Below are 26,760 nucleotides of genomic sequence, written 5' to 3'. Positions count from 1 at the left end.
TTCGGAATCCTGGTAATTATCCAAACCGATGCGACGTATCGCGAATCAATGACAGCCACGCCGCTGGCTGGTTGTCATCTTCCTGCTGGGCAATGATATACCCACGCGGCAGCGTACGGTCAAGAACCGCTTTCGCCGCGGCGCTCTGCGTGCGGGAGTCAAACTTGATCAGTAGCACATCGTCTTTCGGCGTAATGCTTTTAAAGCGGATCCCGTTCGCGTCCAGATGATGCCAGACAGAGAAACCGTCGGGCACGCTGGCGCCCTGATTAACCGGACGAATGGCCAGCGTAGATTCCTCATGTGAAAGCGCGCTCCAGGCCAGCAGAAGGGCGCAGAGGAACATCAGTACAATGAATGCACAGGCAGAACGGCGCAGGGCGAGGGGAGAGATAACCATCGTTAACCTCGCGCTCCGTACTTTTTCTTCCACAGAACAACCAGCGAGCCAATCAGGCCGAAGACCAGCAGAACCACTGGAAGCAGCATCAGACAAGACATCAGCTGATCTTCGTATTTCATGAAGACCGGCGTTTTACCCAGCGCATAGCCCAGCGTCGTCAGGATCAGCACCCACAGCAGGCCGCTCATCCAGTTAAAGAACTGGAAGCGCGTGCTGCTCAACCCGGACAGCCCGGCAATGGTGGGCAGCAGGGTGCGCACAAAGGCAATAAAGCGGCCCATCAGCAGTGCGGAAAGCCCGTGCTTATGGAAAAGGTGATGCGCCCGCTGGTGGTAATGCGCCGGCAGATGAGAAAGCCAGTTCTGTACGATCCGGGTATTGCCCAGCCACCTTCCCTGGATATAACTTACCCAGCAGCCGAGGCTGGCCGCGATGGTCAGTAATAAAACGGTTTGCGGGAATGCCATTGCCCCTTTGGCACACAGCACACCGACAAGCACCAGCAAACTGTCACCCGGTAAGAAGGCCGCAGGCAGCAAACCATTCTCCAGGAACAGGATCATAAATAAGACAAAATAGAGCATGCCAATCATGGAAGGGTTGGCCAGCGTTTCAAAATCCTGCGCCCAGAGGGCTTGCAGTAGTTGAGTCAAAAGTTCCATTCAGTGTTCCTGGAAATCGGTTAACGTCACGCCTGTTAGCCGGGACAAACAGCACGGCGACATTGTTGTGATTTCATTATGGTCGCTCGCGGACACATTGCGGTGTGGCCAACACTGTTCCCTGTTAATTGGCTGGTTAGCAAGCACTAACTTACAAAATAACGAAGTGAATCCAATTGTAACAAAGCCCAACGTTCTGCGTCACAGAATTTGCAGGGTGAGGTGATTTTGGCGTAAGCCCTGGAAGTGAGCGAGGGGATTTACAAAGGCTGACACAATATATGTTTTGCTTACCCACTTAAGCCGGAAGGCGCAGCGAAGCGCCTGCCAGCAGAAAGGTCATCTATTTTGCGGCACTGGGTGCCGTATCAAGATGAACCACTGGATTATCAGCAAAAAGATAGCGGTCTGCGTTAAATTCGAAGTCGTCGCTGGTTTCATTGAACAGCATCTGCTTGGTGTTTTCCAGATGTTGCCACATCGCCAGTTTTGCCGCGTGAGGATCTTTACGAATCAGCGCCTTAAGGATTTGATCATGATCGTCACACCAGTTGTCGACGGTGCGGGAATCGATATGATCGTGCAGTTTTTTCCAGTAAGGGTTGTGAACGCGCTGAGTCCACATTTTCTCAACGATTGCCGCCAGCGCCGTATTCTGGGTTGCCAGCGCAACCTGGACGTGAAACTGCAGGTCCCACTCAGAATCCCGGAAACATTTTTCTTTGCGGGCGTTCTCCTGGATTTCCATTAACTTCATGATGTCCTGCTTGGTCACCTGCGTCGCGGCAAATTCGGCAATATTGCTTTCGATTAACTGGCGAGCCTGGAGCAGCTCAAACGGACCATAGCTGGCGAATTCCAGACTTTCATCCGTTACCGGAGAGTGTTTAGGCTGATTGGAAATCACATGAATACCGGAGCCTTTGCGGACCTCAACATAGCCTTCCACTTCCAGCATGATAATGGCTTCACGCACGACGGTACGGCTCACGCTTTTTTCATCGGCAATGAAACGCTCGGCGGGAAGTTTATCACCGACAAGATAGACGCCTTGCTCGATGCGATCTTTCAGCTCCGCAGCAAGTTGTTGATATAAACGACGTGGTTCGGTGATGTCCATATGCGCTCCAGGCAGGGTACGGCAGATGATTTGTTATACCACTTCTGCGTGCCACTCTCCAGATTTTGACATGAAAAAAGCCGCTACGGAGCGGCCTTTAATGCCCGGCGGCGCTTCGCTTGCACGGGCCTACGGGGTTTGTAGGCCGGGTAAGGCGAAGCCGCCACCCGGCACAGCGATGCTAACTCTGCGTGGCCGGTTTCCCGAGCGTCTCTTTCTGCAGCTCCTCGGCGGATTTGTTTTTCAGTACCGTCCAGATCACTACCGCACCCATCAGGTCGAAGACGGCCAGCACGGCGAACAGCGGGCTAAAGCCGATGGTGTCTGCCAGGGCACCCACTACCAGCGCAAACAGCGTACTTGCAGTCCATGCCGCCATCCCGGTCAGGCCGTTAGCGGTGGCGACTTCATTACGGCCGAAGACGTCAGACGAGAGCGTAATCAGCGCGCCGGAAAGTGACTGGTGAGCAAAACCGCCAACGCACAGCAGCGCGATAGCCACGTAAGGGCTGGTGAACAGGCCAATCATCCCCGGTCCAATCATCAGCAGCGCGCCCATGGTCACGACCATTTTACGGGAGACAATCAGGTTCACACCAAACCAGCGCTGGAACAGCGGGGGCAGGTAGCCACCCACGATACAGCCCAGATCGGCGAACAGCATCGGCATCCAGGCGAACATCGCGATCTCTTTCAGGTTAAAGCCGTAGACTTTAAACATGAACAGCGGGATCCACGCGTTGAACGTCCCCCAGGCAGGCTCAGCGAGGAAGCGCGGCAGGGCAATACCCCAGAACTGACGGGTGCCCAGGATCTGCCAGACGGACAGTTTCTTGCCGTTGTTGACCTGATGCTGCGCTTCCTGACCGCCAATAATGTATTCGCGTTCTTCTTCGGAGAGTTTTTTCTGGTCGCGCGGATGCTTGTAGAAAATCAGCCACGCCATTGCCCATGCGAAGCTCAGCACGCCTGAGATAATGAACGCCAGCTGCCAGCTGTGCATCACGATAGCCCACACCACCAGCGGCGGTGCAATCATCGCGCCAATCGACGACCCCACGTTGAAGTATCCGACAGCAATGGAACGCTCTTTCGCCGGGAACCATTCGGAGCTGGCTTTCAGCCCTGCCGGGATCATTGCCGCTTCGGCGGCACCTACTGCACCACGCGCCAGCGCGAGCCCGCCCCAACTGCCTGCCAGCGCCGTTGCGCCACAGAAAATGGCCCAGGTGACGGCGAAGAAGGCATAGCCGATTTTGGTGCCTAAAATATCCAGAACATAGCCAGCAACCGGCTGCATAATGGTATAAGCCGCGGAGTAGGCCGCAATGATGTAGGAATATTGCTGGGTTGAAATGTGCAGCTCTTCCATTAGCGTAGGCGCCGCCGCCGCTATGGTGTTACGCGTCAGGTAGCCCAGCACGGTGCCCAGCGTCACCAGTGCGATCATATACCAACGTAACCCTTTAATTTTACGCATCTAAAACCTCATCGTTATGTTATTTCCGTGCCAGAGCACGACAACCTCTCAACCGTTTCCGGGAGCAGCTGTGTAACGGGAGGGGCGTAGCCGGAAGGTGGTTCCGGAACGGCCCGAACTTTGCCATCAGTAAGCGTCTTTCAGTCGGTATCCGTACCGTTAAATCCGATGTTTCACACCGGCAATTCATTCCGTCGGCTTATGGTTTGCGACGGCGAAAAGATAACTTGTCATACAACTTTAAAAGGTGAGTGATATCACAAATGTATGATTATTTGTGTGGGCATTCTGCTTTGCGGATGAAGCCAGTGCTGGCGCGGGATGGAGAAGAGTTTACGTCATTCAGGGGGATTTATTTGTTGGCGTTTATTGATCTTACTCACGAAAAAAACGTCTGCTGATGGAAATTGGTGTGATAACTTTGCAGCATATGAACATACGCTTTCTGACGCTCCCGTAATGAGGATGACGATAATGACGCCGTTTATGACTGACGATTTTCTGCTAGATACCGAATTTGCTCGCCGTCTGTATCATGACTATGCCAAAGACCAGCCGATTTTCGACTACCACTGCCACTTGCCGCCGCAGCAGGTTGCCGAAAATTACCGTTTCAAAAACCTGTATGACATCTGGCTGAAGGGTGACCACTATAAATGGCGTGCGATGCGCACCAACGGTGTGGCTGAGCGCCTGTGTACCGGCGACGCCAGCGACCGCGAGAAGTTTGACGCCTGGGCCGCGACCGTTCCACACACGATCGGCAACCCGCTCTTTCACTGGACCCATCTGGAACTGCGCCGTCCGTTTGGCATCACCGGCAAACTGCTTTCACCTGCCACTGCGGATGAAATCTGGGACCAGTGCAACGAACTGCTGGCGCAGGATAACTTCTCCGCACGCGGTATCATGAAGCAGATGAACGTGAAGATGGTGGGTACCACCGACGATCCCATTGACTCCCTGGAACATCACGCTGTCGTGGCGAAAGATACCTCTTTCGATATTAAAGTGTTGCCAAGCTGGCGCCCGGACAAAGCTTTCAACATCGAACAGGCCACCTTCAACGATTACATGGCGAAGCTGGCAGAGGTGTCCGATACCGATATCCGCCGTTTCGCCGATCTGCAAACCGCGCTGACCAAACGTCTGGATCACTTTGCGGCACATGGCTGTAAAGTCTCTGACCATGCGCTGGACGTGGTGCTGTTTGCGGACGCCAGCGAAGCCGAGCTGGACAGCATTCTGGCGCGTCGTCTCTCGGGTGAAACGCTTAACGAGCACGACGTGGCGCAGTTTAAAACGGCGGTGCTGGTGTTCCTCGGTGCGGAATACGCCCGTCGCGGCTGGGTACAGCAGTACCACATCGGCGCGCTGCGCAACAACAACCAGCGTCAGTTCAAACTGCTCGGTGCTGACGTGGGCTTTGACTCCATCAACGATCGCCCGCTGGCGGAAGAGTTATCTAAACTGCTGAGCAAACAGAACGAACAAAACCTGCTGCCCAAAACCATCCTGTACTGCCTGAACCCGCGCGATAACGAAGTGCTGGGCACCATGATTGGCAACTTCCAGGGCGAAGGGATGCCGGGCAAGATGCAGTTCGGTTCCGGCTGGTGGTTCAACGACCAGAAAGATGGCATGGAGCGTCAGATGACGCAGCTGGCACAGCTTGGCCTGCTGAGCCGCTTTGTCGGCATGCTGACTGACAGCCGCAGCTTCCTGTCCTATACGCGCCATGAATATTTCCGCCGCATTTTGTGCCAGATGATTGGCCGTTGGGTTCACGCAGGCGAAGCGCCAGCCGATATCCAGCTGCTGGGCGACATGGTGAAAAACATCTGCTTTAACAATGCGCGTGACTACTTCGCCATTGAACTGAACTAAGGCCGTCTGAGGTTGATATGCAATACATCAAAATCCATTCGCTGGATAACGTTGCCGTCGCGCTGGCAGATTTAACCGAAGGGACGGAAGTGACCTTCAACAACCAGTCGGTGACGTTACGCCAGGCCGTTGGGCGTGGACACAAGTTTGCCCTGATCCCCATTGCGAAAGGGGAGAACGTGGTGAAGTACGGCTTGCCCATCGGTCATGCACTGGCGGATATTGCGCCGGGTGAATATATTCATTCCCACAACACCCGCACAAATCTGAGCGATCTTGACGAGTACAGCTATCAACCTGATTTTCAGGTGGAAGAAGAGCAGGCGGCGGATCGGGACGTGCAGATCTACCGTCGTGCGAACGGTGAGGTGGGGATCCGCAACGAGCTGTGGATCCTTCCAACCGTCGGCTGCGTGAACGGCATTGCACGCCAGATCCAGACGCGTTTTCTGAAAGAAACTCACGATGCTGAAGGTACCGACGGCGTACATCTCTTCAGCCATACCTACGGCTGTTCGCAGCTCGGCGACGACCATATCAACACCCGCACCATGCTGCAAAACATGGTGCGCCACCCTAACGCGGGAGCGGTGCTGGTGATTGGCCTCGGCTGTGAAAACAACCAGGTCGATGCCTTCCGCGACACGCTGGGCGAATTTGACCCGGCGCGCGTTCATTTTATGGTATGTCAGCACCAGGATGACGAAGTGGAGGCGGGCGTGGAACATCTGCACCAGCTGTACGAGGTGATGCGTCACGATAAACGCCAGCCGGGCAAGCTAAGCGAGCTGAAGTTTGGTCTGGAGTGCGGCGGGTCCGATGGCCTGTCCGGCATCACGGCGAACCCGATGCTGGGCCGCTTCTCGGATTACGTGATCGCTAACGGCGGCACAACGGTGCTGACCGAGGTGCCGGAAATGTTCGGCGCAGAGCGCATTCTGATGAGCCACTGCCGCGACGAAGAGACGTTTGAGAAGACCGTCACCATGGTGAACGACTTCAAACAGTACTTCATCGCCCATAATCAGCCGATTTATGAGAACCCGTCGCCGGGTAACAAAGCGGGCGGGATCACGACGCTTGAAGAGAAATCCCTCGGCTGTACCCAGAAAGCGGGGGCAAGCCGGGTCGTGGACGTCCTGCGTTACGGCGAGCGCCTGAAAACCCACGGTCTGAACCTGCTGAGCGCACCGGGTAACGATGCGGTCGCCACCAGCGCGCTGGCGGGGGCAGGCTGCCACATGGTGCTGTTCAGTACCGGTCGCGGCACGCCGTACGGTGGTTTTGTGCCGACGGTCAAAATCGCGACCAACAGCGAGCTGGCGGCGAAGAAAAAGCACTGGATTGATTTCGACGCAGGCCAGCTGATTCACGGCAAAGCGATGCCGCAGCTGCTGACGGAGTTTGTGGACGCCATCGTGGCGTTTGCCAGCGGCAGACAGACCTGCAATGAGAAGAACGATTTTCGCGAGCTGGCGATCTTTAAGAGTGGTGTGACGCTTTAGGTTGAGTGCGGGCTGGTGCCCTCACCCCGGCCCTCTCCCACGGGGAGAGGGTGAAAACATTAAAAGCGGCAACCAGAGGTTGCCGCTTTGCTGTTAACCTCGCAGAGCGTTCTTCGCTAAACGCGCGTCTTCCGCCTGACAGGCCGCTGCGGTGAACAGCACATCGGTTGAGGAGTTCAGCGCCGTTTCGCAGGAGTCCTGCAATACGCCGATGATAAAGCCGACGGCCACAACCTGCATGGCGATCTCGTTCGGGATACCGAACATGTTACATGCCAGTGGGATCAGCAGCAGCGAGCCACCCGCCACGCCGGACGCGCCACAGGCACACAGAGAAGCCACCACGCTCAGCAGCAGCGCCGTTGGTAGATCGACCGGAACACCTAAGGTATGTACCGCTGCCAGGGTCAGCACGGTGATGGTGATTGCCGCGCCCGCCATGTTCACGGTCGCACCTAGCGGGATCGACACGGAATAGGTATCGCGGTCCAGATTCAGCTTCTCCGCCAGCGCCATGTTAACCGGGATATTTGCCGCAGAGCTGCGGGTGAAGAAGGCATACACACCGCTCTCACGCAGGCAGGTTAGCACCAGCGGATACGGGTTGCGGCGGATCTGCCAGAACACCAGCAGCGGGTTGATCACCAGCGCCACCAGCAGCATACAGCCGACCAGAACAACCAGCAGCTGCGCGTAGCCCCACAGCGCGTCGAAACCGGTGGTAGCCAGCGTGGAGGAGACCAGCCCGAAAATACCGATTGGCGCAAAACGAATCACCAGTTTCACCATAAAGGTGACGGCATTCGATAAATCGTTGACCAGATTTTTCGTGGTCTCGTTGCCGTGACGCAGCGCGAAGCCCAGACCAATCGCCCAGACCAGGATGCCGATGTAGTTCGCGTTCATCAGCGCCGTGATGGGGTTGGATACCATGCTCATCAGCAGACCGCGCAGCACTTCCACAATGCCGGACGGCGGTGTGATGTCACCGGCCGCGCTGGTCAGGTGCAGCGTAGACGGGAACAGGAAGCTAAATACCACGGCCGTTAAGGCAGCGGAGAAGGTTCCCAGAAGATACAGGAACAGAATAGGGCGAATGTTGGTTTTTTGTCCGTGCTGGTGGTTGGCAATGGAGGCCATGACCAGCATCAGAACCAGAACCGGTGCGACGGCCTTCAGGGCGCCAACAAAGAGGGTGCCGAGAAGCCCGGTGGCTTCTGCAGCGGGTTTTGACACCATTGCCAGCAGAATGCCCAGTACCAACCCGACGAGAATTTGTTTAACGAGGCTGCCCTGCGCCAGGCGCGCGAACAGACCGCTTGATTGTGTGCTCATACGTTATTCCTGAGTGAAATTGCGTTCCATCCTGTATGTGCTCTAAGTCACATTTATGTCCGGATGTAAGTATTTGTTTGCCTGGTTGAGTATCAGGGAAAGCAGGGCAAGGCGGAAGAGTAAAATGCTGGATTTTACGTGTTGCGTCATGTTTTTTAACTATTGGTTAACGGAAATGCCGGGTGGCGCTGAGCTTACCCGGCAAAACGCACTAAACCTGCTGCTTCTTATCGTGCTGGCGGTTAACCCAGGTATTGATAATCAGCGTCACGATCAGAATGCCGAACACCACGCCGAGCGAGATAGCGATCGGGATATGGTAGAAATCGACGATCAGCATCTTGATACCGATGAACACGAGGATCACCGACAGGCCATACTTCAGCATCGAGAAGCGCTCTGCGGCACCTGCCAGCAGGAAGTACATGGCGCGCAGGCCAAGGATCGCGAACAGGTTAGAGGTCAGGACGATGAACGGATCTGTCGTCACCGCAAAGATGGCCGGAATGCTGTCTACGGCGAAAATCACGTCGCTCAGCTCAACCAGAATCAGCACCAGCAGCAGCGGGGTGGCAAACAGCAGACCGTTCTTGCGCACGAAGAAGTGCTCGCTCTCGATCTTATCCGTCATGCGCAGGTGGCTGCGGATCCACTTGACCAGCGGCTTTTCGCCAATACCGGTTTCATCTTCCTTCGCCAGCGCCATTTTGACCCCGGTGAACAGCAGGAACGCGCCGAAGACGTACAGCAGCCATTCGAACTGGGTAATCAGCCAACTACCGGCGAAGATCATGATCGTACGCAGGATAATCGCACCCAGCACGCCATAGACCAGCACACGGCGCTGCAGTGACGCAGGCACGGCAAAGTAACTGAACAGCATCAGCCAGACGAAGACGTTATCGACCGCGAGGGCTTTTTCAATCAGATAGCCAGTGAGGAAGGCGAGCGCCTGAGGATCGGCCACCGCACGGCCTTCGGTTGAGGCCAGGTACCACCAGAAGGCAGCACAGAAGAGCAGAGAGAGGGTGACCCATACCAGGGACCAGACGGCGGCCTGCTTTATGGACATGCCGTGCTCACCGCGACGCCCCTGCAAAAAGAGGTCGATCGCCAGCATGATGAGCACGACAACCGCGAATCCGCCCCACAACATTGGAGTGCCGACAGAATGCATACTATTTTCCTTACACATAAAAAACAAAAACGGCTATGGTCAGAAGACGATAGCCGTTAGCTTTTTATGCATAGACCTCGCCTTCCGGCAAGGTCTCACTTACAACCACGAAGGTTGCCCGGCGACCGGATGCGATTTTGCACGCATCGTAATGACGATCCACCGGCGAAGAAGTTACTCCCCTTTGCAGGTAACAAAATATGTCAGACCATCGGTTTCGTCAATGGTCTGCGCCTTTTCATTACACAGCTTTACGCGATAGCTTCTGCGCCCACGCCGTCTGCCGGGAACACCACGCCGGTCTGACGGCGGATCTCCGTTTGCAGCTTCGCCGTGGTGCGGCTCACCGCGAGGCCCGGGTGATTCACTTCATTGTCTTCCACGAGACGGGCGAAGACCTCTGCCTCATAGAGCATAGTGTTAATATGCTGAGGCTGCGTCAGCTCCTGCGCTTTACCGCCGCGCGGCACAAAGCTCACTTTCTGACACTCGGAAATCTTCTCAATCACCAGCGACCCGGCTTCGCCCTGAATTTCGCTCGGCAGCACAGAATCACTGACTTTAGAGTGCTGCAGCGTGACGCTGAAATCGCCGTAATCCAGCACCACGACCCCGTGCGCATCCACACCGCTTTCCAGCAGGCTGGCCGTGGCCGTGACGCCGTGCGGCTCGCCCCACAGCGCGATTGCAGAGGCCAGGCAGTAAAAACCGATATCCATAATCGAGCCGTTAGAGAAGGCCGGGTTAAAGGTATTGGGGTTCTCGCCGTCCAGATAACGCTGATAGCGCGACGAGTACTGGCAATAGTTGATGAAGGCTTTACGCACTTTGCCTATTTTCGGCAGCGACTGCTGCAATAGCAGGAAATTCGGCAGGCTGGCCGTTTTGAACGCTTCGAACAGCACCACCTGGTTTTCGCGGGCAAGCGCGATGGCGGCTTCCACTTCCTGGATATTCGACGCCAGCGGCTTCTCGCAAATCACATGCTTTTTATGGCTGAGAAACAGCTTCGTTTGGGGGAAGTGCAGGGAATTCGGGCTGGCGATATACACCGCGTCTATGGCGTCGCTTTGCGCCATCTCGTCGAGAGAGGTGAAGAGATGCTCGACGAGGTAATCATTCGAAAAACTCTGCGCCTGCTCAAGGCTGCGGGAATAGACTGCGGTGAGTTTAAGTTTGCCGGTTTCGTGGGCGGCGTCGACGAACTGGCGCGTGATCCAGTTCGTTCCAATGACTGCGAAACGTATCATAAACGTTTACGTACTCCGTAGCGGGGAACCTTTAACCACTGTAGCACGTCATCATGACAATTCGCGTGCGTTACTGCGCATTACTCTTTAACGATAAATGCGTCAGCCACAGTCGGGTATCAAACTCCAGTTGGTGGTACTGCGGCTCCATGTGGCAGCACAGGGAATAGAACGCTTTGTCGTGCTCTTTCTCTTTCAGGTGCGCCAGCTCATGGACCACGATCATCCGCAGAAAGGCTTCCGGTGCGTTACGGAAAACCGTCGCCACGCGGATCTCGGCTTTGGCTTTCAGCTTGCCGCCCTGCACGCGGGAGATAGCGGTGTGCAGGCCGAGCGCGTTTTTCAGAACGTGGATTTTGTTGTCGTACATCACCTTGTTGATCGGCGGCGCGCTCTTCAGATACCGGCTTTTTAGATCCTGCGTATACCCCCAGAGGGCTTTATCGGTCGTGAAATCGTGCGTACCGGGGTAGCGTTTTTCCAGCACCGCGCCCAGCTTCTGCTCGGCAATCAGGCTGCGAACCTGAGAAAGTAAATGCTCCGGGTAGCCCTGGAGATAAGTAAGTTGGTTCATCAACGCCCCAAATCGACAATAAAACGGGTATACTCACGCACCCTTTTCAGGGATACGCCAAATTTTACCATTCAGGAGGGCCGATGAGCCACTTAGACAACGGTTTCCGTTCACTCAACCTTAAACGTTTCCCGGAAACGGACGACGTTAACCCGCTTCAGGCGTGGGAAGCGGCGGATGAGTATCTGCTGCAGCAGTTGGATGATACCGAAATCCTCGGGCCGGTTCTGATCCTGAATGATGCATTCGGCGCGCTGGGCTGCGCGCTGGCGGAGCACAAACCTTACAGCATCGGCGATTCTTACTTAAGCGAGCTGGCGACGCGTGAAAACCTGCGCCATAACGAAATCGACGAATCCAGCGTGAAGTTCCTCGACAGCACCGCGGAGTACCCTCAGGCGCCGGGTGTAGTGCTGATCAAAGTGCCAAAAACCATGGCGCTGCTGGAGCAGCAGCTGCGCGCGTTGCGAAAAGTCGTCACGCCAGAAACCCGTATTATCGCGGGTGCCAAGGCACGCGATATCCACACGTCGACGCTGGAGCTGTTCGAGAAAGTCCTCGGTCCAACCACCACTACGCTTGCCTGGAAAAAAGCGCGCCTGATCAACTGTACGTTTAGCGCACCGGAGCTGGCCGACGCGCCAGAGACGCTGAGCTGGAAGCTGGAAGGCACCGACTGGACCATCCACAACCATGCGAACGTCTTCTCCCGTACCGGCCTGGATATCGGCGCACGCTTCTTTATGGAACATCTGCCGGAAACTCTGGAAGGGGAGATCGTCGACCTGGGCTGCGGGAACGGTGTGATTGGCCTGACGCTGCTGGCGAAAAACCCGGACGCCAGCGTGGTGTTTAGCGACGAATCGCCAATGGCGGTGGCCTCCAGCCGTCTGAACGTGGAAACTAACCTGCCAGAGGCGCTGGATCGCTGCGAGTTTATGATCAACAACGCGCTCTCCGGCGTGGAGCCGTTCCGCTTCAACGCCGTGTTCTGTAACCCGCCGTTCCATCAGAAGCATGCTCTGACGGATAACGTCGCCTGGGAGATGTTCCACCACGCGCGCCGCTGTCTGAAAATCAACGGCGAGCTGTATATCGTGGCGAACCGCCACCTGGACTACTTCCACAAGCTGAAGAAAATTTTCGGCAACTGCGTCACCATCGCGACCAACAACAAGTTTGTGGTGCTGAAGGCGGTGAAGCTGGGGCGTCGTCGGTAAGGTTGTTTTGCCCGGCGGCGCTGCGCTTGCACAGGCCTACGGTTTTGTAGGCCCGGTAAGCGCAGCGCCACCGGGCAAGAAATCAAATCGCTAATGCTAACTTCGTCCCCTGTGCAATCGCCCGCCGTGCGTCCAGCTCCATCGCCACATCGCACCCGCCAATCAAATGCACTGTTCTTCCGGCTTCTCGCAGCGGATCCGCCAGATCCCTTCTCGGCTCCTGCCCGGCACACAAAATCACATGATCCACACGCAACAGCTGCGGTTCGCCGCCGATCGTAACGTGCAGACCCTCGTCGTCGATCTTTTCGTAGCTCACCGCCGGGATCATCTTCACCCCGCGTGAAAGCAGGGTTGCCCGATGGATCCAGCCCGTGGTTTTACCCAGTCCTTCGCCCGGCTTGCTGGCTTTACGCTGCAGCATCACAATCTGACGCGGGCTTTTCGGCAATTGCGGTCCTTCCGGACGCAGGCCGCCGGACTGGCTCAGGCTGGTGTCGATACCCCATTCCACGCAAAACTCGGCAATGTTCTGGCTGGTAGCCTCACCCGGCTGGCTTAAGTACATGGCGGTATCAAAGCCAATTCCGCCGCAGCCGATAATCGCTACGCTTTTCCCGACCGGCACTTTGTCACGCAATACGTCGAGATAGCTCAGCACTTTTGGATGATCGATACCTGCGATCGCAGGCGTTCGCGGTACGATCCCGCTTGCCAGGATCACCTCATCAAAACCGATCAGATCCGCCGCGCTGACAAACTGATTGAGCCGGAGCTCGACGCCCGTCAGGTCGATCATCCGGCGGTAGTAGCGCAGGGTCTCGTAGAACTCCTCTTTGCCGGGGATCTGTTTGGCGATATTAAACTGCCCGCCAATCTCGCCTGCGGCGTCAAAAAGCGTCACGCTGTGGCCGCGCGAGGCGGCATTCACTGCAAACGCCAGGCCCGCCGGGCCTGCGCCCACGACGGCCAGGCGTTTTATGCTGGCCGCCGGAACGACCGGCATTTTAGTTTCGTGGCAGGCTCTCGGGTTGACGAGGCAGGAGGTCACCTTGCCGACGAAGATCTGATCCAGGCAGGCCTGGTTACAGCCGATGCAGGTGTTGATCTCATCCGCGCGTCCGCTTTGCGCTTTGGACAGCAGCTCGGCATCCGCAAGGAACGGCCGCGCCATCGACACCATGTCGGCATCGCCGCGCGATATCACATCGTCCGCCACCTGCGGGTCGTTAATGCGGTTGGTGGTGACCAGCGGAACAGACACTTTGCCTTTCAGCTTGCGCGTCACCCAACTGAATGCCGCGCGCGGCACCGGTGTGGCGATGGTCGGAATACGGGCTTCGTGCCAGCCAATCCCGGTGTTAATGAGGGTGGCACCAGCGGCTTCAATCGCCTGCGCCAGCTGCACGGTTTCGTCGAACGTCCCGCCGCCCTCCACCAGGTCGAGCATCGACAGGCGGAAGATGATAATAAAATCTGTTCCTGTTTGTTCGCGCACCGCACGCACAACTTCAACGGCAAAGCGCATGCGGCGGACATAGTCGCCGCCCCATTCGTCCTCGCGCTGGTTAGTGCGGGCGGCAAGGAATTCGTTAATCAGATAACCTTCTGAGCCCATAACTTCGACGCCGTCATAACCTGCTTCACGCGCCAGCGCCGCGCAGCGGGCGAAGTCGTCAATCAGCGCTATGATCTCGTCGTGGCTGAGGGCATGCGGTGTGAAGCGGTTAATCGGCGCCTGAATGGCCGACGGCGCGACCAGTTTCGGCTGATAGCTGTAGCGCCCGGTGTGCAGGATTTGCAGGGCGATTTTGCCGCCCTCTTTGTGAACCGCGTCGGTAACGATACGGTGATGTGCAAGCTGGCTCGCATCGTTCAACACCGCGCCACCTTCCATCGTCACGCCTGAAGACGCAGGTGCTACGCCACCGGTGACAATCAGCGCCACGCCATGCCGCGCGCGCTCGGCGTAGAAGGCCGCCAGACGCTCGGCACCGTCCGGACGCTCTTCCAGCCCAGTGTGCATCGAGCCCATTAACACGCGGTTTTTAAGGGTGGTGAACCCCAGATCCAGGGGGGCGAACAACGACGGGTAGCGGCTCATAGTCTCTTCCAGTGTAAAATTATTGTTATGTGGTCGGATGAGTTACTAATTTAGCCAGCGGCAGCGGAAAGGTAAAAGCGGGATCGAATGATTGTGATAGATCTCAAAGAACTTCCCCGGTGGCGCTGCGCTTACCGGGGCTACAAAACCCCAGGACGGATAAGCGCAGCGCCATCCGGCGTTTTTTTACGGCGCCGCTGCCCGTACCAATCCCGGGGCCTGCCACATCGATGTGGTCAGCCCGCTATCCACCAGCCCAAGCTGGTCGGCATACACCGCCTGCCATTTTTGCATCATGCCGTCATACAGCTCACGATGCTGGGGATTTGGCGTGAACTCACGGCTCCACTTCACCAGCCGCTCGCCCGTTGAGGCCATATCTGCAAATAATCCCGCGCCTGCGCCTGCCGCAATCGCGCAGCCGAGCGCTGTCGCCTCTTTCACTTCCGGCACGCGTACCGGCAGTCCGGTGACGTCGCTTAAGATCTGACTCCACAGGGCGCCTTTTGCTCCTCCGCCCGCAAAAACTAAACTTTGAAACGTCACGCCGGAGAAGCGCGAAATCTGCGCCAGGTTGCAGGCCGAAACGATTGCCGCATTCTCTTCCAGGGCACGGAACAGCGTCGCTTTGTTGCACTTTTCCGGGTCGATAGAGAGGTTAATAAACGACGGCGCGGCGTGGTACCACTGCTTGAAATGCATCGCGTCGGAGAAGATCGGCATCACCCCGTGGGAGCCTGCCGGCACGCGGCTCGCCATCTCTTCCAGCAGGGTATAGGTGTCCACTCCCATCCGCCCGGCAATCAGCTTTTCTTCTGCGCAAAAGGCGTCGCGGAACCAGCGCATGGTCAGCCCGGTGAAGAAGCTGATCGACTCCGCCTGGGCCATGCCGGGGATGACGTGCGGGTTCACGCGGATATTCATATCGGGATCGGTGCGCACCTGCGGCAGGTTCACCACCTGCTGCCAGAAGGTGCCGCCCAGCACCGCCGTTTGTCCGGCGCGGACCACTCCCAGCCCCAGGCAGCCCAGCTGTACATCGCCACCGCCCATTACCACCGGCGTGCCTTCGCGCAGGCCGCTTTGCTGCGCGGCTTCATGGGTAATGGCTCCCAGTACGCTGCCGGTCTCTTTCACCGGGGAGAGAATATCGGCGCGCAGCCCGGCCATGTCGAGCAGCGCCGGACGCCAGTCGCGGGAAAAGAGATCGAGCATGCCCGTGGTGCCCGCATTGGAGGGATCCACCGCCAGCTCGCCGGAAAGCTTCGCCGCCAGCCAGTCGCTGATCATGGTGATGGTCGCGGCCTTGCGGTAAATGTCGGGGCGATGGTGCGCCAGCCACAGAAGGCGCGGCATGGCGCTCAGGGCGAGAGTTTGCCCGGAGACGTCATACACTTCGGATTCAAAGCGGTTGTCGTGGATCTCTTTGAGCTCGGCCACCTCGCGGCTGGCGCGGGCGTCGACGTTGGCGCAGGCCCAGATGGCCTCGCCGTTGCGGTCGTACAGCACAATCCCTTCGCGCATGGAGCAGCAGGCAACGGACTGGATATCCGCCGCGGTCAGGTGCGCACGCTCCAGCGCCTGATGAATGCACTGGCAGGTCAGCCGCCAGTTGGTGTCGAGATCGAACTCCATCGATCCCGGTACGTTCTCCACGCTCAGGTGCTTCCACTCGGCCTGACCGACGGCAATCTGGTTGCCCTGTAAATCGAAAATCACGGCGCGAACGCTGCCGGTCCCTGCATCTAACGCTAAAAGGTAACTCATGAGCTTGCCTCGTTGTTAGCGCAGGGCATCCCCGTTACGCCAGGGCCAGCACCGCGCGGGCTGTCGTCTCCTCCGTCACCAGGCCATTGATACGGCGACCCTTCAGTGCGGCATAAATCGCATCGGCTTTCTCTTCCCCGCCGGCCACGCCAACGATGGTGGGCAGTTGCGCCAGTTCATCGAGCGTGACGCCGAGTAATTCTTTATGGATCTCCAGCTCCTCAACGCATTCCCCCTCGGCATTAAGGAAATAACCGAGAATGTCGCCGACTGCGCCTTTGCGGGCGTACATCAGCTGTTCACCTTCGCTGATATAGCCGGAGCGCAGTATCGTGGCGTCACGGCGCTGGTTCACCGAACCAATGCCAACCACCGCCACGTCGGCGGCGGTGGCGGCGAGGATCACGTCCCGCACGCTGGTTTCACGTTTTAAGATCCCGGCAACGGAGGCGGATGACACGCGCAGCGGGGCGGGGATCATGCTGACGCTGCAGGCCGCGTCCAGCTGGCCGATACCGGTCATATACGGCCCGACGCCGCCGGAGAGCGTCACCAGGCGGATCTGCTGCGAGCTGATAAAGCCGCTCAGGTGCTGCAGGCTGCTCATGGTCGTTTCACCAAATCCCACCGCCAACAGCTGGCCGGGCTCCAGCACGCCCATTAGCGACTGCGCCGCGCCAATGCCCAGCCGCACGTTCATCGGCGGCGTATTCAGGGCGGGCATCACGCGCACCAGCTTCAGCCCAAAGCGCTGCTGTAGTTCGGTTTCCAGCGCCAGACAGCCCTCGTAACGGGAGTTGATCTGCACGCGGATCACCCCGGACTGGCGGCCTTTCTCCAGCAGACGGGAGATCTTCAAACGCGGCAGCCCGAGTCGCTCACCGATGTCGTTCTGGGTCAGCCCGTCGTGGTAATAGCACCAGGCCACGCGCGCCACCAGCTCCTCTTCCGCCAGCGCCAGCCCGGCAAACCGTCCTTCTTCCGCAGTGCGTTTATCGCTCATAATTGAACTCTTATAAAAATTTAGATCATATGTTCGTGATGACGCGAAGGGAAAATGTGAGCCACGCGACAAAACGGATCTTTAAGCGGGTTTCTGTTTTATCTGGATCTTAATCAATAAAACTGTGATCCCTGCACGGTTGTAAATATAGTTCACCGTCTACGCTTTTGAACATTATTAAATCTAAAAATCATTTGTTCAATAGCGGAGCGATGATGACACCACTTATTGAAGCGCGGGGGATCAGCAAGCAGTTCTCGGGCGTGCCGGTGTTAAAAGGCATTGATTTCACGCTGCTCGCGGGCCAGGTACACGCCCTGATGGGCGGGAACGGCGCGGGAAAATCGACGCTGATGAAGATCATCGCCGGAGTTGAAACGCCCGACAGCGGTGAACTTTCGGTTGCGGGGGAGTCTTTTGCACGGCTTACGCCAGCGCAGGCGCATAAGCTCGGCATTTATCTGGTACCGCAGGAGCCGCTGCTGTTCCCCAACCTGACGGTGCGGGAAAACATCCTCTTTCGCCTGCCCCGTGAACGGGATCTGGAACCGCGCCTGGCCGATAAGCTCCAGCAGCTGCAATGCCAGCTTAACCTTGATGCCACCGCCAGCACTCTGGAAGTGGCGGATCAGCAGATGGTAGAGATCCTCCGCGGATTAATGCGCAACGCCAGGATCCTGATCCTCGACGAACCCACCGCCTCGCTCACGCCCGGCGAAACCGAACGCCTGTTCCGCCAGATCCGTGCGTTGCAGGCGCTTGGCGTCGGCATTGTTTTTATCTCGCATAAGCTGCCGGAAATTCGCCTGCTTTCGAGCCACATCTCGGTGATGCGCGACGGTGCAGTGGTGCTGAGCGGTGAAACCGCGCAGTTTGACGATAACGCCCTGATTGCCGCCATGACGCCAGTGAGTCGGGAAAAATCTCTGAGCGAGACGCAAAAGCTGTGGCTGGCGTTGCCGGGCAACCGCCGCACCCAGCCGCAGGATTTCCCGGTGCTGCGCGTGGAGGATCTCACCGGGGAGGGGTTTATCGATCTGAGTCTTGAGATCTTCGCCGGTGAGATCGTCGGCCTGGCCGGGCTGGTGGGATCCGGGCGCACCGAGTTTGCCGAAACGCTTTACGGCCTGCGTCCGGTGCGCGGGGGGCGCGTCTGGCTAGAGAATCAGGAAATCACTGCCGAGCCGCCTGGTTCACGTCTGGAAAAAGGGCTGGTTTACCTGCCGGAAGACAGGCAGGTTTCCGGCCTGTTCCTCGACGCGCCGATCCGCTGGAACACCGTGGTGCTGAACGAGCCGTCTTTCTGGCAGCAGCGCAAGCGGGAGTCGGCGGTGGTAGAGCGCTATCACCGTGCACTCGGGATTAAGCTCAACCATGCGGATCAAACCGTGCGTACGCTCTCCGGCGGCAACCAGCAGAAGGTACTGCTGGCGCGCTGTCTGGAGGCCAATCCTTTACTTCTTATTGTCGATGAACCGACGCGTGGCGTGGACGTCTCCGCGCGCGCCGATATCTACCAGCTCATCAAAAGCGTAGCCGCGCAGAACGTCGCGGTACTGATGATCTCAAGCGATCTCGATGAGTTCCCGGGCCTTGCCGATCGCGTACTGGTGATGCATCAGGGCGTACTCAGCGGCGAGCTGCCGCGCCATGCCGTTAGCCTCGACAGGATGATGGCGCTGGCGTTCGGAGGGCAATCATGAAGACCTTATTAAAGAACCGTGAGTTGAGCGCGTTTCTCGCCATTCTGGCACTGTTTGCCGTGCTGGTGGCGCTGAACCCGTCTTACTTCAGCCTGCAAACGCTGGGGATGATCTTCGCCAGTGCCCAGATCCTGATCCTGCTGGCCATCGGTGCCGCGCTGGTCATGCTGACCCGCAATATTGACGTCTCGGTGGGCTCGACCGTTGGGCTGTCGGCAATCGCCGTCGGCGTGGCGCTCAATGGCGGCTACAGCCTGCCCGTTTCCATCCTCTTCGCACTGTCGATTGGCGCACTGGCCGGGGCGTTCAACGGCGTGCTGGTGGTGGGGCTGCGCATCCCGGCGATTGTCGCCACCCTCGGCACGTTGGGGCTGTATCGCGGGGCGATGCTGCTCTGGACGGGCGGGAAGTGGATTGAAGGGTTGCCGCCGGGGCTGAAATCTCTCTCTGAACCGCTTGCCATCGGCATGTCGCCACTCGGTATGGTGATGTTAATTATCGCAGCCGCGGGCGCGTGGACGCTGTCGCGTACCGCGTTCGGCCGTGATTTCTACGCGGTGGGGGATAACCTCGCCGCCGCGCGTCAGCTGGGCGTAGCGGTGAACCGCACCCGCATGCTCGCCTTTACCCTGAACGGCATGCTGGCGGCCTGCGCAGGGATTGTCTTTGCCGCGCAAATTGGTTTTGTCCCCAACCAGACCGGCAGCGGGCTGGAGATGAAGGCCATCGCCGCCTGCGTGCTCGGGGGGATCTCTCTGCTGGGCGGCACCGGCACGCTGATCGGTGCCTTGCTTGGGGCTTTCTTCCTCACCCAAATCGACACCGTACTGGTGCTGTTCAGGCTGCCAGCCTGGTGGAATGACTTTATCGCCGGGCTGGTGCTGCTGGGCGTACTGGTGCTCGACGGGCGGCTGCGTCAGGCGCTGGCGCGCCATCAGCGGGCGCTGAAATACGGCCGCTTCCAGCCAGGTCACAGAGGGGGAAAGCACGTCACTCCCTTTCCCAAACGCAAAAAAGAGGTGGCGTAAATGAAGCTTAACTGGGAAAGCGCGCTGCTGGTTTTGCTGGTGCTGGAGATCCTGCTCTTTGGCGCCATTAACCCGCGCATGCTCGACATCAATATGCTGCTGTTCAGCACCAGCGACTTCATCTGTATCGGTATCGTGGCGCTGCCGCTCACGCTTGTCATTATCAGCGGCGGGATCGACATCTCGCTGGGTTCGACCATCGGCCTGTGCGCCATCGCGCTGGGGGTGATGATGCAGGCCGGGTGGCCGATGGCGGTGGCCATTCCGCTGACGCTGCTGCTCGGCCTGCTGTGCGGGCTGGTGAATGCGGCGCTGATCCACTACACCGGCATCAGTCCACTGGTGATTACCCTCGGCACGCTCTATCTCTACGGTGGCGGGGCGTTGCTGCTTTCCGGCATGGCGGGGGCGACGGGCTATGAGGGCATCGGCGGCTTCCCGGACAGCTTTACTGCGTTCGCGAATCTCACGGTCGTTGGCCTGCCGCTCCCGCTGGTGCTGTTCGCTGTGATTACCGTTTTCTTCTGGCTGATTACCCACCGCGGGCGCTTTGGCCGTCATCTGTTTTTGATTGGCCAGAACCCGCGTGCGGCACGCTATGCGGCGCTGTCGGTTAACGGTATGCCCTACGCGCTGTATGGTCTGGTGGGCGTGGCCTCGGCCATTGCCGCACTGGTCATGGTCTCCTATTTCGGTTCCGCGCGGTCAGATCTGGGGCGCGATTTGCTGATGCCTGCGCTCACCGCCGCCGTACTCGGCGGGGCGAATATCTACGGCGGGTCAGGTTCGGTTGTCGGTACGGCGCTGGCAGCGCTGCTGGTGGGGTACCTGCAACAGGGTTTACAGATGGTCGGCATCCCCAGCCAGGTATCGAGCGCGCTTTCAGGAGCGCTGCTGGTTGTGGTGGTGATGGGTCGTTCGCTGAGTCTGCACCGCGAATGGGTGCGTTCTCTCTTTAGAAAACTTTCCGGAGCGTAAGATGAAAACAAAACTGATAGTCCTGGCAATGGCCCTCAGCTTCGCCTCGGCGCAGGCGGCGGATCGGATTGCCTTTATCCCGAAACTGGTGGGGGTTGGCTTCTTCACCAGCGGCGGCAACGGTGCGAAAGAGGCGGGGAAAGACCTCGGCGTGGATGTCACCTATGACGGTCCAACCGAGCCGAGCGTTTCCGGCCAGGTGCAGCTCATCAACAACTTCGTTAACCAGGGCTACAACGCGATTATCGTCTCTGCTGTGTCGCCGGACGGCCTCTGCCCGGCCTTAAAACGCGCGATGCAGCGCGGCGTCAAAGTGCTGACCTGGGATTCCGACACCAAACCGGAGTGCCGCAGCATATATATCAACCAGGGGACGCCGGAACAGCTCGGCGGCCTGCTGGTGGAGATGGCGGGCAAGCAGGTCACCAAACCGAATGCCAAAGTGGCATTCTTCTACTCCAGCCCAACGGTCACCGACCAGAACCAGTGGGTGAAAGAGGCGAAGGCTAAAATCGAGAAAGATCATCCTCAGTGGCAGATCGTGACCACTCAGTTTGGCTATAACGATGCCACCAAATCCCTGCAAACCGCCGAGGGGATCTTAAAAGCGTATCCGGATCTGGATGCGATCATCGCCCCGGATGCCAACGCCCTGCCAGCCGCTGCGCAGGCAGCAGAAAATCTGAAGCGGGAAGGGGTGGCGATTGTCGGGTTCAGCACGCCAAACGTCATGCGTCCATACGTGGAGCGCGGCACGGTAAAAGCCTTCGGCCTGTGGGACGTGGTGCAACAGGGCAAAATTGCGGTCAATGTCGCCGATCGTTTACTGAAAAAAGGCGATCTTAACGTTGGCGACAGCGTGGACGTGAAAGAGATCGGTACGCTGAAGGTCGAACCGAACAGCGTGCAGGGCTACCAGTATGAGGCGAAAGGTAACGGCATCGTGCTGCTGCCGGAACGCGTGGTGTTCACTAAAGAGAACATCAACAAATACGATTTCTGACGGGGGAACAAATGGCTGATTTAGACGACATCAAAGACGGGAAGGATTTTGGCATCGGCACGCCACAGCAAAATGTGCCGTTTACCCTGAAGGGCTGTGGTTCGCTGGACTGGGGGATGCAGTCAAGGCTTTCGCGCATCTTCAACCCGCAAAGCAACCGCACGGTGATGCTGGCCTTTGACCACGGTTATTTCCAGGGGCCGACCACCGGCCTTGAGCGTATCGATCTCTCCATTGCGCCGCTGTTTGGCGAAACCGATGTGCTGATGTGTACCCGCGGTATCCTGCGGAGCACCGTGCCTGCGGCCACCAACAAACCGGTCGTGCTGCGCGCCTCCGGCGGTAACTCAATTCTGGGCGAATTGTCCAACGAGTGCGTGGCGGTGGCAATGGAAGATGCGCTCCGGCTGAACGTCTGTGCGGTCGCAGCACAGGTCTACATTGGCAGCGAGTTCGAGCATCAGTCGATCAACAACATCATCAAGCTTGTCGACGCCGGTGCCCGCTACGGCATGCCGACCCTCGCGGTGACAGGGGTGGGGAAAGAGATGGCGCGCGACGCGCGGTATTTCTCACTTGCCAGCCGCATTGCCGCCGAAATGGGGGCGCAGTTCGTCAAAACCTATTATGTGGATGAGGGCTTTGAAAAAGTCACCGCCAGCTGCCCGGTGCCGATCGTCATCGCCGGCGGCAAAAAGCTGCCGGAGCACGAGGCGCTGGAGATGTGCTGGCGCGCGATTGACCAAGGCGCATCCGGTGTGGACATGGGGCGCAATATCTTCCAGTCCAGCGCGCCGCTCGCCATGCTGAAGGCAGTGAAAAAAGTGGTTCACGAGAACATGAGCGCCCGTGAAGCGTTCCAGTTCTGGCAGGAAGAGAAACAGGGAGAAGCAAAATGAACGTGACGTTAGTGGAGATCAACATCAAACCCGAGCGGGTGGACGAGTTTCTGACGGTGTTTCGCGCCAACCATGAAGGGGCGATTAAGGAGCCGGGAAACCTGCGTTTTGACGTCCTGCAGGATCCGAGGGTGAAAACCCGGTTCTTTATCTACGAAGCCTATAAAGACGAAGCGGCGGTGCTGGCGCATAAGCAGACGCCGCACTATCTGGCGTGCGTGGATAAGCTTGAGGACCTGATGTCGGAGCCGCGCAAAAAACGCAGTTTTGTGGGGTTGTTGCCGGAGTAGTTTTTTTGCCCGGTAGACCGGTCTGCCGGGCAAGCATCGATCAGGGATGATGCTTTTGTAACGTTGTGAGCAGGCTGTCTGCACAATATTGTCTGAGGAGTTTTTCATCTCTTTCAGGCAGGCCGCTGTGAAGAAACGCTTCCAGACTCTCGGTATTTACACCGTTAAAAATGAAAATACGGTCGGGATGGTAAAGCGCCATGTTTTTAATCGACGCGTTTGTGGTGATCAGCTTCTTATTCAGAATCAGGGCTTCCAGAGCGCGGAGAGTTAATCCCTGTTGCTCGGGTTTGTTTATTTCCAGCATGACAGAGCAGCGTTTGGCTTTTTCAATATTTTCCTGATAGCTCAGTTTTTTATTTTGACAATTATCGGGATAGTTATCCTGGTTATCGTACTTATCCAGCAGGTAGAAATCTGTCTTGTAGCCGCAATTTTCGAGTACCGGCGTCAATGTGCGCACAACATTTGCGCGAATGGGTTCATAGCCACCGACAAAAAAACAGCTTTTATTTTCAGTTGGATTTTGTTTTTGAAACTGCTCGATTTCTTTCCAGCTAAAGGGCAAAAACTGCTCAATTGCACGCAGGTTATAACGTTCGCAATCAGCGGGATCAAAGCTATAAATAGCATCAAAGATCGGGCGAACGGTCTCGATGTAATCTTGATCCTGAGCCAGTTGCCCAAGGTGACGCCGTTTACGTGTCAGGGCTTCAACGGAGTCGCGGAGAATCAGCACTTTTTTACAAGGCATACTGGCGACATAATCCAGGAATGGAAAGACGCTGTATCCATTGCAAATCGCAATATCATCGGGCTTGATTGCTGATAATTTCACAGCACAGTGGGTGCGTTTATGCCATTTTTTTAATGCGTTGCCTGGTAACAGGGCATTGATTGATTTATAACGTCGCATAATGCGATTAATTTGCTTAACGGGATGATCCTGAGCAAGCGAATTAAGCATCATGATTTCGAAAGGATTGACCCATTCCAGAAAAAAATAGCGCATGGTCCCTCAGAGATGGCTGGCAGATTATCGGGAAATGATATCTCATACTGGAAAAGGAATCATTATTGCGAGATTCCACGTTTGATCGGGGACGCAACAGATTGATGAAGTTTTGTAGGCCGGGTAAGCGCTAGCGCCACCCGGCATTTTTCAGGCCAGCTTCAGGTCCGCCAGGATCGCAGCAAGCGCCTCGCGCGGCTCACCCTGAATCGCCTGCAGTGGGAAGGGGAGCGCCGGTGCCTCCACTTTTCCCATCATCTCGGCTGCCGCTGCCATCACCCGCACGCTGCCGTAACGGCGGAACAGCGCCCACAGTGGCTCCAGACGTTCTGATTCCATGCTGTCTTTCGAGTGCGCAATTGCCAGTGCCGCCTGAGGGAACAGCCCGCCGACGACGGAATACCAGACGTCAAACCCGGCCTGCAGGGCGGATGCTGCCCGCCAGTCGCCGCTTATCCCCAGCGTGACCGTCTTCGGAAGACGCGCCCGCACCTGCGACACATCCTCCGGCATGTGGCCCATTTTCACCGAGCCAATATTGGGCAGCGCCGCCACGGCAAACATCAGCTCGTCGCTAAACTCAAACCCGGTGGTGGCGGGATTATCATAAACGCACAGCGGGACGGAGAGCTGGCGAGTTACCGTCTCATACAGCGAATAGACCTCGTCCGTCGTCAAACGCTGGTACGACACCGGTGCCATCAGCACGCTGGATGCACCTGCCTTCTGCGCGTGCTCAGCCAGACGCAGAATGTCATCCAGTCTCAGTGCGCCAATACTGACCATGACCGGAATGTCATTGGCATGTTCCACCGCGCAGCGGGTAATATGCGTGCGCTCCTCAACCGTGAGGTAGGCATAGCTGCCCGTTGAACCCAGAATACCCAGCGAATCCACCCCCGCGTCGATCAGGGGGCGCAGCAGGTTGATAAAGGCCTGCTCGTCAAACTTCCCCTCTTTCAGGGGCGTTAACGGAAACGCACTTAACCCGTGAAACATCGTGTTGTCCTCTTACAGTTCCAGCAGTTGAACCTGAGCCGTTGCGCCTGGCATTAATCGTTGCAGATTGCTGACCAGCTCCTCGCCCGCTTCTTCGAGCGCACCTGACGGCATCGTTGGCAGACTTTCGAGAATAAACCACATGGTCTGCGCCTGGCTATCAAGACGGGTGCGTATCCCTTGTCGCCAGTTCCAGCGACGACAGGTGACGCCCATATCGTCTCGCCAGATGACCTCGCCAGCATCCGGGTATTCCACCACCGGCTGGCCCTCTTTCAGGGTGTCAAAGGGTTCATTGCCCTCGGCCAGCGTCAGGCGCGGCGCACCGGAATAGGCCGCGAGATTCTCGCCCCCTACCGGAATGGCGTAGCGAATACTGACCGCATTATAGATGTCCACTACCGGGTCGAGTGAAGGTAGCGAACCGTCTTTAAGCACCCGCTTTCGCAGTGCGGAGGCCGAGCAGGGGGTACGTTTTGGCTTCGCGCCAAAGTTTTTAAATACCTCATCCCAGGCAGCGAGATGCGCTTGTGCCCACGGTACATCATCATTCAACACCTGCTGGCAAGCCTGTGTCAGCGCGGCGGGGGCAACTTCTGGATGGGTAATCTGTGCGGCTTCAACCAGAATGCTCAGCGCCCGAAAGCCCGGGGCAATCCCGGCAAGACGCGGGTCTATTGACGGCGTAACGAGAGACATAAATAATCCTGTATCGACTGTTTTATACCATGGTAGTGACCAATGACTGATAAAGTCAATATAATGACTGAGCAGGGGGCCGATGTTGCCCAGGTAAGCCTGGCCGTGGCGAACCGCATCCGCAACTGGCGTAAAGATAAAAAATTGTCGCTGGATGAGCTATCCCGCCGCGCCAGCGTCAGCAAAGGCATGCTGGTGGAAATCGAAAAGGGGGCCGCCAATCCCAGTATCGCTATCCTGTGCAAACTGGCTGCCGCGCTGGGCGTTTCCGTGGCGGATATTGTTAACGTCTCCAGCGAACCGGTCGTGCATGTTATTGAAAAACAGGCCATCCCGGTTCTGTGGCAGGGCGCAAAGGGCGGTTCTGCCAGATTACTGGCGGGTACCGCTGGCCCGGACATGATTGAACTGTGGCAGTGGGAGATGCAGCCGGGGGAACACTTCTCTTCACCGGGGCACCCGGCAGGCACATGTGAACTGCTACACGTAAACGAGGGGGTGTTGTCGCTGACGGTGGGCGAGACGGTGACGCAGGTTGAGGCTGGCGCGTCGGCGGTGGCGAAAACGGAAGCCGCACACGGCTACGGGAATGAAGGCGATACCGTGCTTCGCTTCACTATGACGGTGGCGGAGTTTCACCGGTAAAAAACTGCCCGGCGGCG

General features: G+C 57.5%; 24 protein-coding genes. 10 read left to right on the top strand and 14 right to left on the bottom strand.

Annotated features, from left to right (window positions below):
• Positions 1 to 16: 16 nt before the first annotated feature.
• The 4 genes from mzrA to L383_RS08640 form a co-directional block, all read right to left on the bottom strand.
• Positions 17 to 400 carry an EnvZ/OmpR regulon moderator MzrA gene (gene mzrA, locus L383_RS08625; RefSeq protein ID WP_014885327.1) on the bottom strand — a complete coding sequence of 128 codons (384 nt, stop codon included), beginning with the start codon at positions 398 to 400 and terminating at the stop codon, positions 17 to 19.
• Positions 401 to 402: 2 nt separating this feature from the next.
• Positions 403 to 1,065, bottom strand: a complete 663-nt coding sequence (yqjA, locus tag L383_RS08630) for a DedA family general envelope maintenance protein YqjA (RefSeq protein WP_014885326.1) — start codon at positions 1,063 to 1,065, stop codon at positions 403 to 405.
• Between the two features lie 343 nt (positions 1,066 to 1,408).
• Positions 1,409 to 2,185: a transcriptional regulator ExuR gene (gene exuR / locus L383_RS08635; RefSeq protein WP_014885325.1), complete on the bottom strand. Its 777-nt coding sequence runs from the start codon at positions 2,183 to 2,185 to the stop codon at positions 1,409 to 1,411.
• A gap of 181 nt (positions 2,186 to 2,366) precedes the next feature.
• Positions 2,367 to 3,665, bottom strand: coding sequence for an MFS transporter (locus tag L383_RS08640; RefSeq protein WP_023331362.1), 1,299 nt, complete (start codon positions 3,663 to 3,665; stop codon positions 2,367 to 2,369).
• Positions 3,666 to 4,139: 474 nt separating this feature from the next.
• Here L383_RS08640 and uxaC point away from each other — a divergent pair, with 474 nt between their 5' ends.
• Both uxaC and L383_RS08650 read left to right on the top strand, forming a co-directional pair.
• On the top strand, positions 4,140 to 5,552 hold the full coding sequence (uxaC, locus tag L383_RS08645; RefSeq protein ID WP_014885323.1) for a glucuronate isomerase: 1,413 nt from the start codon (positions 4,140 to 4,142) through the stop codon (positions 5,550 to 5,552).
• Between the two features lie 17 nt (positions 5,553 to 5,569).
• Positions 5,570 to 7,057: a UxaA family hydrolase gene (locus tag L383_RS08650; protein WP_023331361.1), complete on the top strand. Its 1,488-nt coding sequence runs from the start codon at positions 5,570 to 5,572 to the stop codon at positions 7,055 to 7,057.
• 93 nt (positions 7,058 to 7,150) lie between these two features.
• On the opposite strand, the gene sstT is transcribed toward L383_RS08650, so the two are convergent.
• The 4 genes from sstT to L383_RS08670 all read right to left on the bottom strand — a co-directional run bounded on the left by sstT (position 7,151) and on the right by L383_RS08670 (position 11,393).
• Entirely contained in the window at positions 7,151 to 8,392 is a 1,242-nt protein-coding gene (gene sstT / locus L383_RS08655; RefSeq protein ID WP_023331360.1) for a serine/threonine transporter SstT, read from the bottom strand.
• A gap of 211 nt (positions 8,393 to 8,603) precedes the next feature.
• Complete coding sequence (locus L383_RS08660) at positions 8,604 to 9,569, bottom strand: TerC family protein (protein ID WP_023331359.1); 966 nt, start codon at positions 9,567 to 9,569, stop codon at positions 8,604 to 8,606.
• A gap of 251 nt (positions 9,570 to 9,820) precedes the next feature.
• Positions 9,821 to 10,819 carry a Gfo/Idh/MocA family protein gene (locus L383_RS08665; RefSeq protein WP_023331358.1) on the bottom strand — a complete coding sequence of 333 codons (999 nt, stop codon included), beginning with the start codon at positions 10,817 to 10,819 and terminating at the stop codon, positions 9,821 to 9,823.
• A 70-nt stretch (positions 10,820 to 10,889) separates the two neighbouring features.
• Complete coding sequence (locus tag L383_RS08670; protein WP_023331357.1) at positions 10,890 to 11,393, bottom strand: YgjP-like metallopeptidase domain-containing protein; 504 nt, start codon at positions 11,391 to 11,393, stop codon at positions 10,890 to 10,892.
• 83 nt (positions 11,394 to 11,476) lie between these two features.
• On the opposite strand from L383_RS08670, the gene rlmG reads away from it, so the two are divergent.
• Positions 11,477 to 12,613, top strand: a complete 1,137-nt coding sequence (gene rlmG, locus L383_RS08675; RefSeq protein ID WP_023331356.1) for a 23S rRNA (guanine(1835)-N(2))-methyltransferase RlmG — start codon at positions 11,477 to 11,479, stop codon at positions 12,611 to 12,613.
• 82 nt (positions 12,614 to 12,695) lie between these two features.
• On the opposite strand, the gene L383_RS08680 is transcribed toward rlmG, so the two are convergent.
• From L383_RS08680 to lsrR, 3 genes are all read right to left on the bottom strand, one after another.
• Positions 12,696 to 14,717, bottom strand: coding sequence for an NADPH-dependent 2,4-dienoyl-CoA reductase (locus L383_RS08680; RefSeq protein WP_023331355.1), 2,022 nt, complete (start codon positions 14,715 to 14,717; stop codon positions 12,696 to 12,698).
• Between the two features lie 186 nt (positions 14,718 to 14,903).
• Positions 14,904 to 16,484 (bottom strand): autoinducer-2 kinase, encoded by a 1,581-nt coding sequence (gene lsrK, locus L383_RS08685; RefSeq protein WP_023331354.1) that lies wholly within the window; start codon positions 16,482 to 16,484, stop codon positions 14,904 to 14,906.
• Between the two features lie 34 nt (positions 16,485 to 16,518).
• Positions 16,519 to 17,487, bottom strand: a complete 969-nt coding sequence (gene lsrR, locus L383_RS08690) for a transcriptional regulator LsrR (protein ID WP_014885314.1) — start codon at positions 17,485 to 17,487, stop codon at positions 16,519 to 16,521.
• 215 nt (positions 17,488 to 17,702) lie between these two features.
• On the opposite strand from lsrR, the gene lsrA reads away from it, so the two are divergent.
• From lsrA to lsrG, 6 genes are read left to right on the top strand one after another with little or no spacing between them, the layout of a single operon-like run.
• A complete protein-coding gene (gene lsrA, locus L383_RS08695) occupies positions 17,703 to 19,190 on the top strand; it encodes an autoinducer 2 ABC transporter ATP-binding protein LsrA (protein WP_023331353.1) in 1,488 nt (495 codons plus the stop codon).
• The gene (gene lsrC, locus L383_RS08700) at positions 19,187 to 20,218 is read left to right on the top strand and encodes an autoinducer 2 ABC transporter permease LsrC (RefSeq protein ID WP_023331352.1); all 1,032 of its coding nucleotides are present in this window, start codon (positions 19,187 to 19,189) and stop codon (positions 20,216 to 20,218) included. The genes lsrA and lsrC overlap by 4 nt, the downstream gene beginning before the upstream one ends.
• Positions 20,219 to 21,196, top strand: a complete 978-nt coding sequence (gene lsrD / locus L383_RS08705; RefSeq protein ID WP_023331351.1) for an autoinducer 2 ABC transporter permease LsrD — start codon at positions 20,219 to 20,221, stop codon at positions 21,194 to 21,196.
• Position 21,197: 1 nt separating this feature from the next.
• Positions 21,198 to 22,199, top strand: a complete 1,002-nt coding sequence (gene lsrB, locus L383_RS08710; protein ID WP_014885310.1) for an autoinducer 2 ABC transporter substrate-binding protein LsrB — start codon at positions 21,198 to 21,200, stop codon at positions 22,197 to 22,199.
• A gap of 11 nt (positions 22,200 to 22,210) precedes the next feature.
• A complete protein-coding gene (gene lsrF, locus L383_RS08715) occupies positions 22,211 to 23,098 on the top strand; it encodes a 3-hydroxy-5-phosphonooxypentane-2,4-dione thiolase (RefSeq protein WP_014885309.1) in 888 nt (295 codons plus the stop codon).
• Positions 23,095 to 23,388: a (4S)-4-hydroxy-5-phosphonooxypentane-2,3-dione isomerase gene (lsrG, locus tag L383_RS08720; protein WP_023331350.1), complete on the top strand. Its 294-nt coding sequence runs from the start codon at positions 23,095 to 23,097 to the stop codon at positions 23,386 to 23,388. Before lsrF ends, lsrG begins: the two co-directional genes overlap by 4 nt.
• Before the next feature lie 40 nt (positions 23,389 to 23,428).
• Here the strand turns inward: lsrG and L383_RS08725 are convergent, their stop codons facing one another.
• From L383_RS08725 to L383_RS08735, 3 genes are all read right to left on the bottom strand, one after another.
• Complete coding sequence (locus L383_RS08725) at positions 23,429 to 24,400, bottom strand: WaaS/CpsH family glycosyltransferase (protein WP_014885307.1); 972 nt, start codon at positions 24,398 to 24,400, stop codon at positions 23,429 to 23,431.
• A 150-nt stretch (positions 24,401 to 24,550) separates the two neighbouring features.
• Positions 24,551 to 25,399, bottom strand: coding sequence for a dihydrodipicolinate synthase family protein (locus L383_RS08730; protein ID WP_023331349.1), 849 nt, complete (start codon positions 25,397 to 25,399; stop codon positions 24,551 to 24,553).
• Positions 25,400 to 25,411: 12 nt separating this feature from the next.
• Positions 25,412 to 26,098 carry a B3/B4 domain-containing protein gene (locus L383_RS08735; protein WP_023331348.1) on the bottom strand — a complete coding sequence of 229 codons (687 nt, stop codon included), beginning with the start codon at positions 26,096 to 26,098 and terminating at the stop codon, positions 25,412 to 25,414.
• Between the two features lie 42 nt (positions 26,099 to 26,140).
• On the opposite strand from L383_RS08735, the gene L383_RS08740 reads away from it, so the two are divergent.
• Positions 26,141 to 26,743, top strand: coding sequence for a helix-turn-helix domain-containing protein (locus L383_RS08740; protein WP_023331347.1), 603 nt, complete (start codon positions 26,141 to 26,143; stop codon positions 26,741 to 26,743).
• The last annotated feature ends 17 nt before the right edge of the window (positions 26,744 to 26,760 follow it).

The organism is Enterobacter sp. MGH 37, from assembly GCF_000534515.1.
Lineage (GTDB): Bacteria > Pseudomonadota > Gammaproteobacteria > Enterobacterales > Enterobacteriaceae > Enterobacter > Enterobacter kobei.
Note: the sequence above shows the minus strand (reverse complement) of the source record. Positions and strands in the feature narration are given on the sequence as shown.

What these genes read in the sequence shown, in the direction of transcription:
- mzrA (WP_014885327.1), bottom strand. Translation starts at nt 400, where the DNA reads ATGGTTATCTCTCCCCTCGCCCTGCGCCGTTCTGCCTGTGCATTCATT.
- yqjA (WP_014885326.1), bottom strand. Translation starts at nt 1,065, where the DNA reads ATGGAACTTTTGACTCAACTACTGCAAGCCCTCTGGGCGCAGGATTTT.
- exuR (WP_014885325.1), bottom strand. Translation starts at nt 2,185, where the DNA reads ATGGACATCACCGAACCACGTCGTTTATATCAACAACTTGCTGCGGAG.
- L383_RS08640 (WP_023331362.1), bottom strand. Translation starts at nt 3,665, where the DNA reads ATGCGTAAAATTAAAGGGTTACGTTGGTATATGATCGCACTGGTGACG.
- uxaC (WP_014885323.1), top strand. Translation starts at nt 4,140, where the DNA reads ATGACGCCGTTTATGACTGACGATTTTCTGCTAGATACCGAATTTGCT.
- L383_RS08650 (WP_023331361.1), top strand. Translation starts at nt 5,570, where the DNA reads ATGCAATACATCAAAATCCATTCGCTGGATAACGTTGCCGTCGCGCTG.
- sstT (WP_023331360.1), bottom strand. Translation starts at nt 8,392, where the DNA reads ATGAGCACACAATCAAGCGGTCTGTTCGCGCGCCTGGCGCAGGGCAGC.
- L383_RS08660 (WP_023331359.1), bottom strand. Translation starts at nt 9,569, where the DNA reads ATGCATTCTGTCGGCACTCCAATGTTGTGGGGCGGATTCGCGGTTGTC.
- L383_RS08665 (WP_023331358.1), bottom strand. Translation starts at nt 10,819, where the DNA reads ATGATACGTTTCGCAGTCATTGGAACGAACTGGATCACGCGCCAGTTC.
- L383_RS08670 (WP_023331357.1), bottom strand. Translation starts at nt 11,393, where the DNA reads ATGAACCAACTTACTTATCTCCAGGGCTACCCGGAGCATTTACTTTCT.
- rlmG (WP_023331356.1), top strand. Translation starts at nt 11,477, where the DNA reads ATGAGCCACTTAGACAACGGTTTCCGTTCACTCAACCTTAAACGTTTC.
- L383_RS08680 (WP_023331355.1), bottom strand. Translation starts at nt 14,717, where the DNA reads ATGAGCCGCTACCCGTCGTTGTTCGCCCCCCTGGATCTGGGGTTCACC.
- lsrK (WP_023331354.1), bottom strand. Translation starts at nt 16,484, where the DNA reads ATGAGTTACCTTTTAGCGTTAGATGCAGGGACCGGCAGCGTTCGCGCC.
- lsrR (WP_014885314.1), bottom strand. Translation starts at nt 17,487, where the DNA reads ATGAGCGATAAACGCACTGCGGAAGAAGGACGGTTTGCCGGGCTGGCG.
- lsrA (WP_023331353.1), top strand. Translation starts at nt 17,703, where the DNA reads ATGACACCACTTATTGAAGCGCGGGGGATCAGCAAGCAGTTCTCGGGC.
- lsrC (WP_023331352.1), top strand. Translation starts at nt 19,187, where the DNA reads ATGAAGACCTTATTAAAGAACCGTGAGTTGAGCGCGTTTCTCGCCATT.
- lsrD (WP_023331351.1), top strand. Translation starts at nt 20,219, where the DNA reads ATGAAGCTTAACTGGGAAAGCGCGCTGCTGGTTTTGCTGGTGCTGGAG.
- lsrB (WP_014885310.1), top strand. Translation starts at nt 21,198, where the DNA reads ATGAAAACAAAACTGATAGTCCTGGCAATGGCCCTCAGCTTCGCCTCG.
- lsrF (WP_014885309.1), top strand. Translation starts at nt 22,211, where the DNA reads ATGGCTGATTTAGACGACATCAAAGACGGGAAGGATTTTGGCATCGGC.
- lsrG (WP_023331350.1), top strand. Translation starts at nt 23,095, where the DNA reads ATGAACGTGACGTTAGTGGAGATCAACATCAAACCCGAGCGGGTGGAC.
- L383_RS08725 (WP_014885307.1), bottom strand. Translation starts at nt 24,400, where the DNA reads ATGCGCTATTTTTTTCTGGAATGGGTCAATCCTTTCGAAATCATGATG.
- L383_RS08730 (WP_023331349.1), bottom strand. Translation starts at nt 25,399, where the DNA reads ATGTTTCACGGGTTAAGTGCGTTTCCGTTAACGCCCCTGAAAGAGGGG.
- L383_RS08735 (WP_023331348.1), bottom strand. Translation starts at nt 26,098, where the DNA reads ATGTCTCTCGTTACGCCGTCAATAGACCCGCGTCTTGCCGGGATTGCC.
- L383_RS08740 (WP_023331347.1), top strand. Translation starts at nt 26,141, where the DNA reads ATGACTGATAAAGTCAATATAATGACTGAGCAGGGGGCCGATGTTGCC.